Source organism: Streptomyces sp. NPDC097129 (assembly GCF_055668065.1).
Map to the genome: position 1 here is coordinate 707,409 of NZ_JBVOQE010000001.1, position 17,509 is coordinate 724,917.

Consider the following 17,509-nt stretch of genomic DNA (forward strand, 5'->3'; position numbering starts at 1 on the left):
CCGCACGGAGCGTGATGGGGGAAGAGGGTGTGGCCCGATCAGGCCACGGAGGGTCACATCTGGTTGCGTCCGGAGGGGTGTCTACGGCACATGCGCCTCCAGTGTCACGCCTGTCTCGTCAGCCTGGCGTGAAGGGAACGCGCCGATGCGTCGGTGAGGGAGGCGATCTGGTCGACGATCACCCGTTTGCGTGACCGGTCGTCGCCGGCCTTGTCGAACAGGGCGCGGAACTGCGGGTCCAGTCCTTCGGGGACGCGGGCGGTGAGCGCGGCGGACAGTTCCAGGACGACGATGCGCTGGTCGGCGCGCAGCCGCTCCTGCTCGTCCCGCTGCATCACGTACCGGTCGGCGACCGCCTTCAGCACCGCACACTCCAGCCGGGTCTCCCACGGCACGACCAGCTCGGCGGCGTACCGGGTGAGCCGTCCGCCGCCGTACGCCTCCCGGGTGGCGGCCTCGGCGGCCAGGCAGAACCGGCCGATGAGCTGGCTGGTGGCGTCCTTGAGGCGGGCCTGCGCGACCGCCGAGCCGTCGTAGCCGTGCGGCCACCACTGAGCGTCCTGGAGCCGGTCGAGGGCGGCGGCCAGCTCCTCGGGGTCGGTGTCCTCGGGCACGTACCGGCCGATCGCGACCTGGAAGACGTCCTGCCGTTCGGGCTCGGCGTGCAGGCAGACGGGGTCGATGTGGCCGGCGTGCAGTCCGTCCTCCACGTCGTGCACCGAGTAGGCGACGTCGTCGGACCAGTCCATGACCTGCGCCTCGAAGCACGTGCGCGTGCCGGGGGCCTCCTTGCGGACCCAGTCGAAGACCGGGCGGTCGTCCTCGTACACGCCGAACTTCCCCGACGAGGGGTCGGTGGGGTGGGCGCCGCGCGGCCAGGGGTACTTGGTGGCGGCGTCCAGGGCGGCGCGGGTGAGGTTGAGGCCTACGGAGCCCTCCTCGGTGAAGCGCTTGGGTTCGATGCGGGTGAGCAGCCGCAGCGACTGGGCGTTGCCCTCGAATCCGCCGCAGTCCCGCGCGAACTCGTTCAGCGCCTGTTCGCCGTTGTGACCGAAGGGCGGGTGGCCGAGGTCGTGCGAGAGGCAGGCCGCCTCGACGAGGTCCGGGTCGCAGCCGAGGGCCGCGCCGAGTTCCCGGCCCACCTGTGCGCACTCCAGGGAGTGGGTGAGGCGGGTGCGGGGGCTGGCGTCCCACGCGGACGCGCTGCGCTCGCCGGGGGTGACGACCTGGGTCTTGCCGGCGAGCCGTCGCAGGGCCGCGCTGTGCAGGACGCGGGCCCGGTCGCGTTGGAATGCGGTGCGGCCGGGGCGTTTCTCGGGTTCCGTGACCCAGCGTTCGGTGTCCTGCGCGTCGTACGGCATGTCTCGACAGTAAGCGGGGGGTGTGACATTTGGGTGCGTACTCGTCTGCCGAGTTCCGTGGTCCCGCGGGTGGGGATCGACGAGAGCGGCTGCGGCCCGCCACCAGAGCGTGGGGCGGACCGCAGCCGGCGGTGACACAGCCGCCACCGTCGTGGCCTAGGCCTCCTCTTCTCCCGCCGAGCCCGCCGAGGGCAGCCGCTCGCGGATCTCGTCCATCACGGTGGAGTCCGTGAGCGTCGTGACGTCGCCGAGCGTGCGGTTCTCGGCCACGTCCCGCAGCAGGCGGCGCATGATCTTGCCGGAGCGGGTCTTGGGGAGTTCGGCGACGACCATGATCTGCCGGGGCCGGGCGATCGGGCCGATCTCCTTGGCGACGTGGGCGCGCAGTTCCGTGGCCACCTCTTCCGCACCGGCCGTCCCGCCGGCTCCCGGCTCCTGCGCGTCGCCGCGCAGGATGACGAAGGCCACGACGCCCTGCCCGGTCGTCGGGTCGGTCGCGCCGACCACGGCGGCCTCCGCGACCATCGGGTGCGAGACGAGGGCGGATTCGACCTCCGTGGTGGAGATGCGGTGGCCGGCGACGTTCATGACGTCGTCGACCCGGCCGAGCAGCCAGATGTCGCCGTCCTCGTCCTTCTTGGCGCCGTCTCCCGCGAAGTACATGCCGGGAAAGCGCGACCAGTACGTGTCGAGGTAGCGCTGCTCGTCGCCCCAGATGGTGCGCAGCATCCCGGGCCACGGCTCGGTCAGGACGAGGTAGCCGCCGGAGCCGTCGGGCACGGGCTTGCCGGTGTCGTCGACGACGTCGGCCGCGACGCCGGGCAGGGGGCGAAGGGCCGAGCCCGGCTTGCAGACGCTCACCCCGGGCAGCGGGCTGATCATCTGGGCGCCGGTCTCCGTCTGCCACCAGGTGTCGACGACCGGGCAGCGGTCGGAGCCGATGTGCTTGCGGTACCAGATCCATGCCTCCGGGTTGATCGGCTCACCGACCGAACCCAGCAGGCGCAGCGACGACAGGTCGAACTCGGCCGGGATGCCGCCGCCCCACTTCATGAAGGTGCGGATCGCGGTCGGGGCGCAGTAGAGGATCGTCACCCGGTACTTCTCGACGATCTCCCACCAGCGTCCCTTGTGCGGGGTGTCGGGTGTGCCCTCGTACATCACGGACGTGACGCCGTTGGCCAGCGGGCCGTAGACGATGTACGAGTGGCCGGTGACCCAGCCGATGTCCGCCGCCGTCCAGAACACGTCCCGTTCCGGCTTGACGTCGAACACCGCCCAGTGCGACCAGGCGACCTGGGTGAGATAGCCGCCGGTGGTGTGCAGGATGCCCTTGGGGCGGGCCGTCGTACCGGAGGTGTACATGATGTACAGCGGGTGTTCGCTGTCGAACGCCTCGGCCTCGTGCTCCGAGGGCTGGGCGTCCACCAGGTCGTGCCACCACACGTCCCGGCCGTCGCTCCAGTCGACCTCCTGTCCGGTGCGCCGCACGACGAGCACGCTGCGGACGTCGGGGCACTCGCGCACCGCCTCGTCGACCGCGGGTTTCAGCGCCGAGGGCTTGCCCCTGCGGTAGCCGCCGTCGGCGGTGATCACCACGCGCGCGTCGCAGTCGAGGATCCGGCCGCGCAGCGCCTCGGCGGAGAAGCCGCCGAAGACCACGGTGTGCGGTGCGCCGATGCGGGCGCAGGCCAGCATGGCCACCACCGTCTCCGGGATCATCGGCATGTAGATCGCGACCCGGTCGCCGGTCCGCACGCCGAGCGACGTGAGGGCGTTGGCGGCCCGGCAGACCTCGGCCGTCAGGTCGGCGTAGGTGATCGTGCGGGTGTCGCCGGGCTCGCCCTCCCAGTGGAAGGCGACCCGCTCCCCGAGGCCGGCCGCGACGTGCCGGTCCAGGCAGTTGTACGCCGCGTTCAGGCGCCCGCCGGTGAACCAGCGGGCGAACGGGGCACGGCTCCAGTCCAGGACCTGGTCCCAGGGCCGTGCCCAGTCCAGCCGGCCGGCCGCTTCGGCCCAGAAGGCGAGGCGGTCGGTGCCGGCGCGTTCGTAGTCCGCCGCGGTGGCGTTCGCCGCGTCGGCCAGCTCCGGGGGTGGCGGGAACCGCCGTTCCTCGTGCAGCAGGTTGGAGAGTGTCTCGCCACCGGAGGCGGTCATGCGTGGGCTCCGAAGGGACCGCGATGGTGCGTACGGTGCGGCCGCAGGTGCTCACCGAGGTTCGGGAAGACCGGCAGGACGGCGCGCTTGTACGTGGAGTTGGTGACGCCGGCGAAGGACGCGTACCAGGCGCACACGGCGGTGACCAGGCCCAGCCAGCCGCCGGCCTTGGCGGTGTTCGGGGACTGCGCGAATTCGGCGATGCACAGGACGATGAACGTCGCGGACAGCGTCACGAACACGGCGAGGATCGCCCCCGTCGTGCGGGTCGCGGCGACGGTCATGTAGACCGTGAAGACCGCCCACACCAGCAGGAACAGCCCGGTGGCCTGGTGCGCGGTGGACACGGGCAGGCCGGGTGCGACGAACTTCGCGTAGGCGGCGTACGACAGCCAGAAGGCGCCGAAGGAGCCGAACGCGGTGGCGCCGAAGGTGTTGCCCTTGCGGAACTCCCACATGCTCGCCAGGAGTTGGGCGAGGCCGCCGTAGAACAGTGCCAGCGGCAGGACGACGGCGACCAGCGTCTTGTCGGTGATGAGGTTCGCGTTGAAGGTGCTGAGGACGAAGGTCGTCGCGGCGAAGGCGGCGAGGCCGAGCGGGCCGGGGTCCGCGATGGTTCCTTGTTCGGTGGTCGGGGTGCTCATCTGCGCCTCCTCCTGTGATCCAGATCACAAGAATCTGAGATCCATTGTAGGCGCCACCGATGCGGATCGACGCCCCGCGCGCAGCCTGCGCGGGTTCCCGGGAGTGGATCTCAGGCGGCTGTCGCCGCCGGCGTCCGCAGCGCCTGGTCGTACCTCTGCAGCACCAGCCGCGCCATCGCCGGGTGGGCGCCCAGGGGCCGGGTCGCCATCCAGGGGGCCCGCGCCGCGCACTGGGCCGCGAAACGCCCCGGGGCCGTGAAGCAGGAGGCCACCGCGATCCGGTGCCGGCCCCGCGCCGTGAGCGCCCGGATCGCCGCCTCCACCGTGGGGGTCGCCGCCGAGGCGTACGCCGGGACGACCGGGACGCCCAGGCGGTCGGCGAGGAGGTGGGCCGTGCGGCGGGTGCCGGCCGCGGAGTCCGGGTCACGGGAGCCGGCGGCGGCCAGGACCACGGCGCTCGCGCGGCGCTCGGCCTCCGTCATCCGCACGGGCCAGCCGGCCTCCGTAAGGCGGGCGTACAGGGTCTCCACGAGGAGCGGGTGCGGGCCGAGGGGTGCGGCCACGCGCGCGCGTACCGGGGAGGCGGCCGCCAGGTCGGGGATGTCCCGCTTGACGTGGTAGCCGCGGGTGAGCAGCAGCGGGACCAGCACCGCCTCGGTGTCGCCCAGGGCGGTGAGGGTGTCGGAGAGCAGGGGGGCGTTGAGCTCGATGTGGCCGAGGTGCACGGGCAGCGCGGGGCGCAGTTCGCGGACGCGCTCGAGGAGGGTGCGGACGGTGCTCAGGGCGCGCGGGTCGCGGCTGCCGTGGGCGACGACGACGAGGGCGGCGGGGGCGGGGCGGCGCCGGCCGTCCGGGCGCACCAGGCGGAGCCGGCCGGTCAGCTCGGTGCTGATCGCGGTCAGCAGGTGCGCGGTGCTGTCGAGGGGGGCTGCGGTGCTGTCGAGGGGGGCTTCGCCACGGGGAGGGTTCGACGCCGTCATGGAAGGATCCTGGCCGCGCCAGGTTGCGCCTTGGTTGCGCGACCGTGACGGCTGTCTTTTCCTGCCGCTCACCGCGGGCCCGTGCGCGGTGTGAGCGAACCGGATCGGCCGCCGGCGCGTCCTGAGGGATCGGGACCGAACAGGCGGGACCGATCAGGAGGGGGCCGAGGAAACGATGCGCCGCTGGAGACTGCCCCGCACGCGTACCGGACAGCGCCGGCTGGTGCAGGCGGTGATGGCCGTGTGCGTGCTGGCGCTGTCCCCCGCGACCTGGATGTACGCCGTCACGGGCGACCGGCTGCGCGGCACGGACGACGTGCCGCACACCGAGGTCGCCGTCGTCTTCGGCGCGGGCCTGTGGGACGGGGAGCCGTCGCCGTACCTGGCGCACCGGCTGGACGCGGCGGCCGCGCTGTACCGGGCGGGGCGCATCGAGGCCGTGCTGGTGACCGGGGACAACAGCCGCGTGGACTACGACGAGCCGGACGCCATGCGGACGTATCTGCGCAAGCACGGCGTGCCGACGGAGCGGATCGTCAGCGACTACGCGGGCTTCGACACCTGGGACTCCTGTGTGCGGGCCAGGAAGATCTTCGGGGTGGACCGGGCCGTGCTGATCAGCCAGGGCTTCCACATCCGGCGGGCGGTGGCGCTGTGCGAGGCGGCGGGGGTGACGTCGTACGGCGTCGGCGTGGACGAGCGGCACGACGTGACCTGGTACTACGGCGGGACCCGGGAGGTCTTCGCGGCCGGCAAGGCGGCGCTGGACGCCCTCTTCCGGCCCGATCCGCGCTTCCTCGGCCCCAAGGAGCCGGGCGTGGCGCGGGCACTGGCGAGCAGGCGCTGACCGCCGCCTCACCGTGCCCGGCCGGCCGCGGGGAGGTCGCCGTCCCGGCCGTGTAACACCACGTCGTGGGGGCCGTAACACGGCCGGCGCAGGCTGAGGGGCATGCAGAACACCGCGACGCCCACGCACTGCCCGTACTGCGCGTTGCAGTGCGGGATGAATCTGACGCCCGCCCCGCAGGGGACGGTGGAGGTGACGGAGCGCGCGGACTTCCCGGTGAACCGGGGCGCGCTGTGCGGCAAGGGCCGCACCGCGCCGGCCGTGCTGTCCTCCCGGGTGCGCCTGACCTCGCCGCTGGTGCGCTCCGCCGCGGGGACGCTGGAGCCCGCGTCGTGGACCGAGGCGCTGGACCGGATCGCCGGGGCGCTGCGCCACGCGCGCGTGGAGAGCGGTCCGGACGCGGTGGGCGTGTTCGGCGGGGGCGGCCTGACGAACGAGAAGGCGTACTCGCTCGGCAAGTTCGCGCGGGTGGTGCTCGGCACGTCCCAGATCGACTACAACGGTCGTTTTTGCATGTCGTCGGCCGCGGCGGCGGGCACGAAGGCGTTCGGTGTGGACCGGGGGCTGCCGTTCCCGCTGGAGGACGTGCCCCGGACCGGCTGTGTGATCCTCGTCGGCTCCAACCTCGCCGAGACCATGCCGCCGGCGCTGCGCTACTTCCAGGAGCTGCGGGAGAACGGCGGGAAGCTGATCGTCGTCGACCCGCGGCGGACGCGGACGGCGGAGCAGGCCGACCTGCATCTGGCGCCCCGGCCGGGCACCGACCTGGCGCTGGCGCTGGGCCTGCTGCACCTGGTCGTCGCCGAGGGCCGCGTCGACGAGGACTACGTGCGGGAGCGCACCTCCGGCTGGGAGGAGGCGCGGGCGGCGGCGATGGCGCACTGGCCGGAGTACGTGGAGCGGATCACGGGCGTGTCCGTGCCCGAACTGCGTGAGACAGTGCGGATGTTCTGCGAGCCGGAGGCGGCGATGGTGCTCACCGCGCGCGGTCCGGAGCAGCAGTCCAAGGGCACCGACACGGTGGGCGCGTGGATCAACCTGTGCCTGGCGACCGGGCGGGCGGGGCGGCCGCTGTCCGGGTACGGCTGCCTGACCGGGCAGGGCAACGGGCAGGGCGGGCGCGAACACGGGCAGAAAGCCGACCAGTTGCCGGGCTACCGCAAGCTGGACGATCCGGCGGCGCGACGGCACGTGGCCGGAGTGTGGGGCGTGGACCCCGATGCGCTGCCGGGGCCGGGGCGCAGCGCCTACGAGCTGCTGGACGCGCTCGGCTCCGACATCCGCGCCCTGCTGCTGATGGGCTCCAACCCGGTGGTGTCGGCGCCGCGTGCCGCACACATCGAGGAGCGGCTGCGGTCCCTGGACTTCCTCGCCGTGTGCGACGTCGTGCTGTCGGAGACGGCGGCCCTCGCGGACGTCGTGCTGCCGGTGACGCAGTGGGCGGAGGAGACGGGCACGACCACCAACCTGGAGGGCAGGGTGCTGCTGCGCAGGCAGGCGCTCACCGCGCCCGAGGGGGTGCGCAGCGACCTGGACGTGCTGCACGGACTCGCCGCGCGCTTCGGGGTGGAGAAGGGGTTCCCGACCGACCCGGAGGAGGTCTTCGAGGAGCTGCGCCGGGCGAGCGCGGGCGGGCCCGCCGACTACTCCGGGATCACCTACGCGCGACTGGCCGAGGGCGACGGCGTGTTCTGGCCGTGCCCGGCGCCGGACGGGAGCGGAGCGGACCCGCAGGAGGGTGAGGACGCCGTCCTGGACGCGCCGGTGGCGGACGACGACCCGGCGCGTGAGGCGCCCGGTCCGCACCCGGGCACGCCCCGGCTGTTCCTCGACCGGTTCGCGACGCCGGACGGCCGGGCCCGGTTCGTGCCGGTGTCGCACCGGCCGGCGGCGGAGGAGCCGGACGCCGAGTACCCGGTGCTGCTGACCACGGGCCGGGTGGTCTCCCAGTACCAGTCGGGCGCGCAGACCCGGCGCGTGGAGGAGCTGAACCGGGCGGCGCCGGGGCCGTTCGTGGAGCTGCATCCGCGTCTGGCGGCCCGGCTGGGCGCGGCGGAGGGCGACCTGCTGGCCGTGGTCTCGCGGCGCGGGCGGGCGGTGGCACCGGCCCGGATCACGACCGCGATCCGCTCGGACACGGTGTTCATGCCGTTCCACTGGCCGGGCGAGGGCCGCGCCAACACGCTGACCAACCCGGCCCTCGACCCGACGTCGCGGATGCCGGAGTTCAAGGTGTGCGCGGTACGGCTGGAGGCCGTCGCCTCCGCGTAGGTCACCGCCGGGCGGGCCAGTCCCCGCCCTCGATCGGCGTTCCCCGCGCCCGCAGTCGTGCCGCGACGGCGGGCGCGGCCACGTACACCCACGCCCGGACCGGCGTGCCGTCGCCGTCCCGGACGGCCTCGCGGGCCACGCGGTCGTACAGGCTGCGCGGGTCGCCGGGGACGCACTCCTCCAACCGGTCGAGGACGACGAGCAGTTCGCCGTACGCCTCCGGCCGCGCCGTCACCAGTTCGCCGCTCACCACTTCCCCGGGCTCCTCGACGGCGTAGGGGTAGCCGGGTCCGGCGTACAGCTTCAGGCCGGGCATCCGGGCCGGTTCCTCGCTCGCCGTGCGGCCGCGCAGGAACAGGTCGTGGTTGGGCCGGCCGGGGCGCAGGGTGCCGTAGACGAAGAACGGGAGGTGCGGCGGGGGCGGGAGGGTCACAGAAACGATTCTGACCCCACACACACCTCCTCGTACGCGCTATGGACATGACATGTCATGGCCTCTTAAATCTGGGTCAGCATCTGCGCCGCCCCCACGCGCCCCGAGGCGCCTTTCCGAGGAGAACGATGAGTCGGATACGGCAGCACGACCCGGAGTCCCGCACCCACCGCAGCTCCCGCAGATCCCGTCTCGCCACCGCCGGCGTGGCCGCCACCACCGCGGCCCTGCTGGCCGCCGCCCTCTCCCCCGCCGCGCAGGCGGCCGACCGGCCGAGCCGGGCCACCGCGATCGCCCACGCCACGGACGTGCTGCGCTCCCACGCCACCGCGCTGGGTCTGACCGGCGACGTCAGGACCACGGTCCGCGACGTGATCGTGGACAAGGACGGCACCCAGCACGTGCGGTACGACCGCACCTACCACGGACTGCCCGTGCTGGGCGGGGACTTCGTGGTCCACCTGGCCCCCGACGGCAGCTACCGCAGCGCCTCCCGGGCGACGAGGTCCACGCTCTCCTTGCCGAGCGTCACCCCGAAGGTCGCCGGGGACAGGGCCGCCGGCCTGGCCGCGAACGCGCTGCGCGCGGTCAACCTCGGCCAGACCCTGCGCCGGCTGACCGCCAAGCCCGAGCTGGTCGTCGACGCCCTGCACGGCGCGCCCAAGCTGGCCTGGCGCACCAACGCCGTCGCCCAGGACGCCCAGGGCAACCCGGTGGCCCGCACGGTCCTGACCGACGCCGCCAGCGGCGCCCAGATCGACGCCTGGGACAGCCTGGAGCACGTGAGCGGCGACGGAAAGTCGCTCTACAGCGGCACGGTCGCGCTGGAGACGACGCAGTCGGGCTCGTCGTACCAGCTCAAGGACCCCACCCGCGGCAACACCTACACCGGTGACGCGGCGAACAAGACCGACGTGTGCTTCCTGAACATCTGCTTCAGCCGCGCCCCCGCGACCCTCTTCACGGACGCCGACAACCACTGGGGCACCGGCGCCACCACCGACCGCGCCTCGGCCGCCGTCGACGCCCAGTACGGCACCGACGAGACCTGGGACTACTACAAGAACGTGCTCGGCCGCAACGGCATCGGCGGCGACGGCAAGGGCTCCTACAACCGCGTCCACTACGGCAACGCCTACAACAACGCCTTCTGGGACGACAGCTGCTTCTGCATGACGTACGGCGACGGCGACGGGACCACTTTCGGCCCGCTGGTCGCCCTGGACGTCGCCGGGCACGAGATGACCCACGGCGTCACCTCCAAGACGGCCGCGCTGACCTACTCCGGCGAGTCCGGCGGGCTCAACGAGGCCACCTCCGACATCCTCGGCACGATGGTGGAGTGGTACGCGAACAACCCCACGGACACCGGTGACTACCTCATCGGCGAGAAGATCGTGAAGCCCGGCTTCGGCAAGGCCGCCCTCAGGTTCATGGACAAGCCGTCCAAGGACGGCAACTCCGCGGACTACTGGAGCAGCACGGTCGGCAACCTCGACGTGCACTACTCCTCCGGCGTCGCCAACCACTTCGCGTACCTGCTCGCCGAGGGCAGCGGCGCGAAGACCATCAACGGCGTCAGCTACGACTCGCCGACGTCCAACGGCTCGACGGTCACCGGGATCGGGCGGGACAAGGTCGGCAAGATCTGGTACCGCGCGCTGACGGTCTACATGACCTCCTCGACGAACTACGCGGGCGCGCGCACGGCGACCCTGAACGCCGCGAAGGACCTCTACGGCGCGGGCAGCACGGAGTACAACGCGGTGGCGGCGGCGTGGAGCGCCGTCAACGTGAACTGACAAAGGAACGGACGGCGCCGTACCGGCGGGGAGACCTCTCCTCACCGGTACGGCGTTCGCGTGCCGTCTCCGGCTCAGGACACGGTCGTCGCGCAGGAGCTGAGCAGGTCGAAGTTCTGGCAGCTTCGCCATGCTCATGACTGTGAGGTGAAGCGACGGGCCCGCCTGGCCAGGGGGTGAGGCCGGCGGCGCCGGGAGCGGACCTGTCCCAGCCGGGCCGGAGCGCGGGCGCCGGCCCGTTCACACCGGTGGGTCACGCCCATCCGGTGCACTTCGCCCCTGCGTCCCCTCGGTACCTCTGACCTGCTGAAACGGCCTCGGGAAGGCGCCGTTTCGCCCGCCCGGGGCACCCGTTCGCCGCACTTTTGACGCACCCTCAGGAAGCGGCCGCGGCGTGCGGGCCCTTACCTCGGAAGAGCAGGGGCAACCGACCGCTCGAAGGAGCACCGATGCGACGCACCGTCCGCGTGCTGACCGCTGCCGCGCTCGCCGCCACCGCTCTGGGCGCACTCGCCGCGCCCGGGTACGCGGCGGACGCCGGCGGCCTCGAGGTGTACCCGGCCACCGTGTCACCCGGCGCCGACGTCACCGTGAACACCGCGGCGTGCGGCGACGGCGGCGCGGCGACCGGCGACGCCGGCGCGGTCGGCGCCGGCCGGTTCACCCTGGCGCCGAGCACGCACGAGGGCGACGCGATCGGGCAGTTCCGGGTGCCGCCGAGCGCGCAGCCCGGGACGTACGAGATCGTCGCCACGTGTGCGGAGGGCGGCCGCGTGGTCCGCGGCGACCTGGTGGTGGCGCTGACCGCCGAGCGCGGGCAGCTGCAACCGCACGGAAGTGTGAAGACGGGGGTCGGCGGAGCCCTGGGCCCCGACCCCGTGCAGACCGCGGCAGGCGTGGCGGCTCTCGCCGTCGCCGCCGCGGGCGGTACCTGGCTCCTGCATCGCCGGGCGAGAGGCGACGGGATCTGACGGACACCCTCCGCTGTCCGTCCGCCGGTACCGCAGGTCCCCTCCCCCTCCGGGTCCGACGCCCCTCGCGGCCCGGAGGGGGCACGGGGCGACGGCCCCTCGGGGAGCCCCGGCTTCTCCGGGGAGGCCGTGACCTGACCCGCCGCAGTCCACGGGTCGTCGTTTGCCGGTTCGCTCCACGGCCGTCGATCGTCGCGAGGCCGTACCGTCGAGAGGGGTTCCCATGCGCCGGGTCGGCAACACCGCGATAGCGGCGGTCACCGCCGCCGCCCTGTGCACCGGCGCCTGGCTTTTGCACAGCGGCACCGCCGGACACGCCCCGCCGCAGCCGTCGGCCGCCGAGGCGTCGGCCGGCCCGGGCGCCGGCGGCTCGGCCGCACCCGCGCTGCCGCCGTCCCCGCCCGACCGGATCCGCATACCGTCGATCCGCGTGAACGCCCCGCTGATGGGCCTGTCACTGACCCCGGCCGGCAGCCTGGACGTCCCGCCCGCCGGCCGCAAGAACCTCGCCGGCTGGTACGAGGCCGGCACCAGCCCCGGCGAGCGCGGCACCGCGATCGTCGCCGGGCACGTCGACAACGCCGACGGCCCCGCCGTCTTCTACGACCTCGGCGCGCTGAAGAAGGGCGCCGCCATCGAGGTGGACCGGCGCGACGGCAGCACCGCCGTGTTCACCGTGGACGCCGTCGAGGTCTACCGCGCCGAGGACTTCCCCGACCAGAAGGTCTACGGCGCCGCCCACCGCCCCGAGCTACGGGTGATCACCTGCGGCGGCGGCTACTCCCGCGCGACCGGCTACCAGGGCAACGTGGTCGTCTTCGCCCACCTGAGCGGCAGCCGGCGCTGAGCCCGGCGCGTGTCCGGGGCGGGATCAGCCGGACGGGCTGCTGGATGCGGTGCGTCCAGCCTCCCGCCCGGAGGCGTCCCGCACGAGGGTGCTGCCACGGAAGCGGGGGGTCCGGGGTTCACCCCACTCCCTCGCTCACGCAGGATCGCGGGCCGTGGGTCAGCGGGCGCGGACCTCGTACGCCGTCACCCGGACCGTCTCGTCGTCCAGGCACTCCCCCGTCGCCAGGTCGAAGCGCTGCTTGAGCAGCGGGGAGGCGACGAACGGGCGGCCCTGGTGGGTGCCGGTCAGGCCCCGGGAGAGGACCGCCGCGCCGGTGAACGGGTCGCGGTTGTCGACGGCGTACAGCGTGCCGGAGCGGTCCTGGAAGACGGCCACCTGCCGGCCGTCCGGCAGCAGCGCCGCCACCCCGCGGCCGGGGCTCAGGACGCTCAGATCGCACACCGTGAACCAGTCGTCGGCGAGCTGGAGCTGGACCTTCAGGTCGGTGGTCTCGAGTGCCAGGGTCATCGCTGGGCGCTTCCTTCCAGGACGTCTGCCGGGTCTGCGGTGGGCCGCATGCCGAGGGTCAGCAGCGGCAGGTCGGGCTTGATCTGGTCGCGTTCGGGGACGAAGGCGACCACCGGGTCGGGGGTGTCGGGGGCGTTCACGAAGGACACGAACCGGGCGAGCTTCTCCGGGTCGTTGACCGTCTCGGCCCACTCGTCGCGGTAGTGGGCGACGTGCGCCCGCATCAGCGCCTCCAGCTCGTCGCAGATGCCGAGCGAGTCGTGCACGACCACGTCCCGTACGTGGTCGAGGCCGCCCGGGATCCGCTCCAGCCAGGTGCTCGTGCGCTCCAGGCGGTCGGCGGTGCGGATGTAGAACATCAGGAACCGGTCGATCAGACGCACCAGTTCGGCGTCGGACAGGTCCTGCGCGAGCAGGTCGGCGTGGCGCGGGGTGGCGCCGCCGTTGCCGCCGACGTACAGGTTCCAGCCGCCCGCGGTGGCGATGACGCCGAAGTCCTTCGACTGGGCCTCGGCGCACTCGCGCTGGCAGCCGGAGACCGCCGACTTCAGCTTGTGCGGGGAGCGCAGGCCCCGGTAGCGCAGCTCCAGGTCGATCGCCATGCGCACCGAGTCCTGCACGCCGTAGCGGCACCAGGTCGAGCCGACGCAGGACTTCACCGTACGCAGCGCCTTGCCGTAGGCGTGCCCGGACTCGAAGCCGGCGTCCACCAGCCGGGTCCAGATCAGCGGGAGTTGCTCGACGCGGGCGCCGAACATGTCGATCCGCTGCCCGCCGGTGATCTTCGTGTAGAGCCCGAAGTCCCGGGCGATCTCCCCGATCACGATGAGCTTCTCCGGGGTGATCTCCCCGCCGGGGATGCGGGGGACGACGGAGTAGGAGCCGTTCTTCTGGAGGTTGGCGAGGAAGTGGTCGTTGCTGTCCTGCAGCGCGGCCTGTTCGCCGTCGAGGACGTATCCGCTGGCGCCGATCGCCGGGGCGAGGGAGGCGATGATCGAGCCGACGGCGGGCTTGCAGACCTCGCAGCCGTCGCCGCCGCGGGCGCCGTCGCGGCCGTACCGGTCGAGCAGGTCCTGGTAGGAGGCGATGCGCAGGGCGCGGACGATCTCGTACAGCTCCTCGCGGGTCTGGGAGAAGCAGCCGCACAGTCCCTTGTCGACCTCGACGCCGGACGCCTCCAGTTCGGCGGTGACCAGCTGGCCGAGCACCTTGACGCAACTGCCGCAGCCGGTACCGGCCTTGGTGCACTTCTTCACCTCGGGCACGGTGGTGCACCGGTGCTCGGTGACCGCGCCGCGGATGACGCCCTTGGTCACGTTGTGGCAGGAGCAGATGATCGCGTCGTCGGGCAGGGCGGAGGGCCCGAGCTGGGCGCCCGAGTCGGCGCCGGCGGGCAGGACGAGGGACTCCGGAGCGATGGGCGGGACGGAGCCGGTCAGGGCCCGCAGGGTGCCGTAGGCCTCCGCGTCGCCGACCAGGATGCCGCCGCGCAGGGTGCCGTCGCGGCCGATGACCAGCTTCTTGTACAGGCCGGCGCGGGAGTCGGAGTAGACGACGTCCAGGCAGTCGCCGGCGGCGCCGTGCGCGTCGCCGAAGGAGGCCACGTCGACGCCGAGCAGCTTGAGCTTGGTGGACAGGTCGGCGCCGGTGAAGGCGGCCTCGTCGTCGGCGATCGTGGCGGCCGCGGTCGCGGCCTGCTCGTACCCCGGCGCGACCAGCCCGTACACCCGCCCGTCCACCGCCTGCGCGCACTCGCCGATGGCGAAGACGAACGGGTCGGTGACGGTACGGCACTGCGCGTCGACGGTGATGCCGCCGCGCTCCCCGACGGCCAGACCGCAGTCGCGGGCGAGCTGGTCGCGGGGGCGGACACCGGCGGAGAAGATCACCATGTCGGTGGCGATCTCGGAGCCGTCGGACAGCTTCATGCCGGTGACCGCGCCGTCGTCGCCGGCGAGGATCTCCTGCGTGCCCACGCCGGTGTGCACGGACAGCCCCATGTCCTCGATGGTGCGCAGCAGGGCCGCGCCGCCGCCCTCGTCCACCTGCACGGGCATCAGCCGCGGCGCGAACTCCACGATGTGCGTGTCGACGCCGAGCCCCTTGAGCGCACCGGCGGCCTCGAGCCCGAGCAGCCCGCCACCGACGACGGCGCCCGTGGACGCCTTCTGGCCCGCGTACTCCTCGATGGCGAGGAGGTCCTCGATGGTGCGGTAGACGAAACAGCCGGTGGCGTCCTTGCCGGGGACCGGCGGGACGAAGGGGTAGGAGCCGGTGGCGAGGACGAGGGTGTCGTAGGGGAAGACCTGCCCGGACTTCGCCGTGACCTTCTTGGCCGTGCGGTCGACGCTCTCGGCGGGGTCCCCGATGTGCAGCTCGATCCCGTGGTCCTTGATGAACTCCATGTCCGTCATGGACAGGTCCTCGGGCGTCCTGCCCGAGAAGTACGAGGTGAGGGCGACGCGGTCGTAGGCGGGGCGCGGCTCCTCGCACAGCACGACCACACGGTGCGTGGCGGTCAGCCCGCGCTCGGCGAGCGCTTCGAGGAAGCGCTGACCGACCATGCCGTGGCCGACGAGCACGATCGTGGGGGTGCCCGTGGCGGTGTCCGCGGGGACGGCCGTGGGGGTGCCCGTGGCGGTGTCCGCGGGGACGGCCGTGGGGGTGTCCGGGGTGGTGTCCGGGGACATCAGGAGCCTCCGTCATGGGTGAGCAGGTGGAGCAGGGGGCCGCCGTTCGTCGGGAGCGGCTCTGCTCCCTCCCAGGCGCGGGCGAGCGCGCCGACGGTGCCGAGTTCGCCGACGAGGACCCCGCCGACCAGGCGGTCGTCGCGGACGACGACCTTGCGATAGGTGCCGCGGGTGGCGTCGGTGAGCTGCACGACGTCGTCGCCGGGCAGCGCGACGGTCTCGCCGAACGCGGCGAGATCGAGACCGGCGAGATCGAGTCCGGCGAGGGTGAGCCGGGTGAGGGAACGGGTGCCGGTGTACCGGAGGCCTCCGCCTCCCTCTCTCCCCCCTTCTCTCTTCCCGGCGATCAACTCGGCGAGGAGGTCGGCCTGTTCGAGGGCGGGCGCGGCGAGGCCGTAGACGATGTCGTCGTGCTGCGCGCAGTCCCCGATGGCGTGGATGCGGGGATCGGACGTGGTGAGCCGGTCGTCGACGAGGACGCCCTTGTCCACGGCGAGTCCGGCGTCCTTGGCGAGCCCGGCGCGCGGGTGCACCCCGCAGGCGAGGACGACGAGTTCGGCGTCGAGGGCGAATCCGTCGGCCATCTCCACACAGCGCACCGCGCCGCCGACGCAGCGCACGTCGCGCACCCGGCACTCGGTGTGCACCTCGACGCCGAGTCCGGTCAGGTGCCGGTGGACCAGCGCGGACGCGTTGGGGTCGAGCTGGCGCTCCATGAGCCGTTCGGCCTGCTGGGCGAGGACGACCTGGGCGCCGCGGACGGCGAGCGCGCGGGCGGCGGACACGCCGAGGAGGCCGCCCCCGATGACGACGGCCTTGACGCCGGGCCGTACGGCCTTGGACAGCCCGAGGCAGTCGTCCAGCGTACGGAAGGCGTGGACGCCGTAGGGGAGTTCGCGATCCGGCGTGAACAGCCCGCGCAGGGGCGGCAGTACGGAGTTGGAGCCGGTGGCCAGCACCAGCGTGTCGTAGGCGATCCCGGTGCCGTCGGCGCAGCGCACGGTGCGCTCGGCGCGGTCGATGCCGGTGACGCGGGCACGGACAAGGCCGGCGGGCGCCGGGAGCGCGATCACGTCCGGGCTGTAGCGCCCGGCCAGCACCTCGGCGAGCAGCACCCGGTTGTACGGCTGGTGCTCCTCCTCGCCGACCAGCGTGACGGCCACGCCCAGCTCACCGAGCCGCCGGGCGAGTCGTACGCCCGCGAGCCCGGCGCCGATCACCACCACACGCGTTTTCGAGGTCATGCCGTCGAGCGTGCGGGCCGGGTGTTTCCCGGTGGGTTCACCTCTGTTTCCCGGGAGGAACGCTGCGCTCAGCGGGGGCGGGGGGTGGGTGTGAGGGAACCGAGGGGCTCTGCGGGGGCGGTGTGAGGGCGCCCCGGACGCCACCCCCGCCCCCACGCCCCGCCCCCCTCGCACACCTCCACCCCACCCCCCTCTCATCACAAAACGGCCACAACGCCTTCACACGCGGCGGTGCGGCCATAGTTTCGTCAAACGATCAACTGCCACCTCGGAGAGCACCCGCATGACGAACCCGTACACCGCTCCCTCCTCGTCCCGCCCCCGTTGGGCGCGCAAGCGCTACGCCGTCCCGGCCCTGCTGCTGGCTCTCTTCGTCGGCGTGGGAATCGGCGCGAGCGACGAGCAGGGCGGCACGGCGCAGGACGCGAAACCCGCGGCGGCGAGCCCCACCCCCACGGCCACGGTGACCGCCACTTCGACAGTGACGGCGACGGCGACGCCCGCGGCGAAGCCCGAGCCGGCGGTGACGGTCACGGAGACGGTGAAGGTGACGACGACGAAAACGGTCACGGCGGAACCGGCGGACGACCCGTACGCGGACGACGGCTCGGGCGGGGGCTCGGGCGGAGGCAGCGTCTACTACGCCAACTGCAGCGAGGCCCGAGCAGCCGGCGCGGCCCCACTGCACACGGGCGACCCCGGCTACGACTCCCACCTCGACCGGGACGGGGACGGGGTGGCGTGCGAGTGAC

The 17,509-nt window shown here is 73.2% G+C and carries 14 protein-coding genes; 6 read left to right on the plus strand and 8 right to left on the minus strand.

What is annotated here, in order from left to right; genetic code table 11:
- Window positions 1–104 precede the first annotated feature (104 nt).
- The 4 genes from AC0B9F_RS03205 to AC0B9F_RS03220 form a co-directional block, all read right to left on the minus strand.
- Complete coding sequence (locus AC0B9F_RS03205) at window positions 105–1,361, minus strand: deoxyguanosinetriphosphate triphosphohydrolase (protein ID WP_471998491.1); 1,257 nt, start codon at window positions 1,359–1,361, stop codon at window positions 105–107.
- 156 nt (window positions 1,362–1,517) lie between these two features.
- Window positions 1,518–3,518, minus strand: coding sequence for an acetate--CoA ligase (gene acs, locus AC0B9F_RS03210; RefSeq protein ID WP_471998492.1), 2,001 nt, complete (start codon window positions 3,516–3,518; stop codon window positions 1,518–1,520).
- Window positions 3,515–4,162 (minus strand): acetate uptake transporter, encoded by a 648-nt coding sequence (locus AC0B9F_RS03215; RefSeq protein WP_471998493.1) that lies wholly within the window; start codon window positions 4,160–4,162, stop codon window positions 3,515–3,517. Before AC0B9F_RS03215 ends, acs begins: the two co-directional genes overlap by 4 nt.
- A 110-nt stretch (window positions 4,163–4,272) precedes the next feature.
- A complete protein-coding gene (locus AC0B9F_RS03220; RefSeq protein ID WP_471998494.1) occupies window positions 4,273–5,142 on the minus strand; it encodes a sirohydrochlorin chelatase in 870 nt (289 codons plus the stop codon).
- Window positions 5,143–5,317: 175 nt separating this feature from the next.
- Here AC0B9F_RS03220 and AC0B9F_RS03225 point away from each other — a divergent pair, with 175 nt between their 5' ends.
- Both AC0B9F_RS03225 and AC0B9F_RS03230 read left to right on the plus strand, forming a co-directional pair.
- Window positions 5,318–5,989, plus strand: coding sequence for a SanA/YdcF family protein (locus AC0B9F_RS03225; RefSeq protein WP_471998495.1), 672 nt, complete (start codon window positions 5,318–5,320; stop codon window positions 5,987–5,989).
- 102 nt (window positions 5,990–6,091) lie between these two features.
- On the plus strand, window positions 6,092–8,260 hold the full coding sequence (locus AC0B9F_RS03230) for a molybdopterin oxidoreductase family protein (protein ID WP_471998496.1): 2,169 nt from the start codon (window positions 6,092–6,094) through the stop codon (window positions 8,258–8,260).
- Between the two features lies 1 nt (window position 8,261).
- Here AC0B9F_RS03230 and AC0B9F_RS03235 read toward each other — a convergent pair whose 3' ends face one another.
- Window positions 8,262–8,693 carry a gamma-glutamylcyclotransferase family protein gene (locus AC0B9F_RS03235; protein WP_471998497.1) on the minus strand — a complete coding sequence of 144 codons (432 nt, stop codon included), beginning with the start codon at window positions 8,691–8,693 and terminating at the stop codon, window positions 8,262–8,264.
- 128 nt (window positions 8,694–8,821) lie between these two features.
- Here AC0B9F_RS03235 and AC0B9F_RS03240 point away from each other — a divergent pair, with 128 nt between their 5' ends.
- From AC0B9F_RS03240 to AC0B9F_RS03250, 3 genes are all read left to right on the plus strand, one after another.
- Entirely contained in the window at window positions 8,822–10,495 is a 1,674-nt protein-coding gene (locus AC0B9F_RS03240; RefSeq protein WP_471998498.1) for a M4 family metallopeptidase, read from the plus strand.
- A 449-nt stretch (window positions 10,496–10,944) separates the two neighbouring features.
- Entirely contained in the window at window positions 10,945–11,466 is a 522-nt protein-coding gene (locus AC0B9F_RS03245; RefSeq protein WP_471998499.1) for a hypothetical protein, read from the plus strand.
- Between the two features lie 223 nt (window positions 11,467–11,689).
- Window positions 11,690–12,313: a class F sortase gene (locus AC0B9F_RS03250; RefSeq protein ID WP_471998500.1), complete on the plus strand. Its 624-nt coding sequence runs from the start codon at window positions 11,690–11,692 to the stop codon at window positions 12,311–12,313.
- 159 nt (window positions 12,314–12,472) lie between these two features.
- On the opposite strand, the gene nirD is transcribed toward AC0B9F_RS03250, so the two are convergent.
- From nirD to AC0B9F_RS03265, 3 genes are all read right to left on the minus strand, one after another.
- Window positions 12,473–12,823, minus strand: coding sequence for a nitrite reductase small subunit NirD (gene nirD, locus AC0B9F_RS03255; RefSeq protein WP_471998501.1), 351 nt, complete (start codon window positions 12,821–12,823; stop codon window positions 12,473–12,475).
- Complete coding sequence (nirB, locus tag AC0B9F_RS03260) at window positions 12,820–15,387, minus strand: nitrite reductase large subunit NirB (RefSeq protein WP_471998992.1); 2,568 nt, start codon at window positions 15,385–15,387, stop codon at window positions 12,820–12,822. Before nirB ends, nirD begins: the two co-directional genes overlap by 4 nt.
- A gap of 125 nt (window positions 15,388–15,512) precedes the next feature.
- Window positions 15,513–16,757 carry an NAD(P)/FAD-dependent oxidoreductase gene (locus tag AC0B9F_RS03265; RefSeq protein ID WP_471998502.1) on the minus strand — a complete coding sequence of 415 codons (1,245 nt, stop codon included), beginning with the start codon at window positions 16,755–16,757 and terminating at the stop codon, window positions 15,513–15,515.
- A gap of 283 nt (window positions 16,758–17,040) precedes the next feature.
- On the opposite strand from AC0B9F_RS03265, the gene AC0B9F_RS03270 reads away from it, so the two are divergent.
- Complete coding sequence (locus tag AC0B9F_RS03270; RefSeq protein ID WP_471998503.1) at window positions 17,041–17,508, plus strand: excalibur calcium-binding domain-containing protein; 468 nt, start codon at window positions 17,041–17,043, stop codon at window positions 17,506–17,508.
- Window position 17,509: the final 1 nt, after the last annotated feature.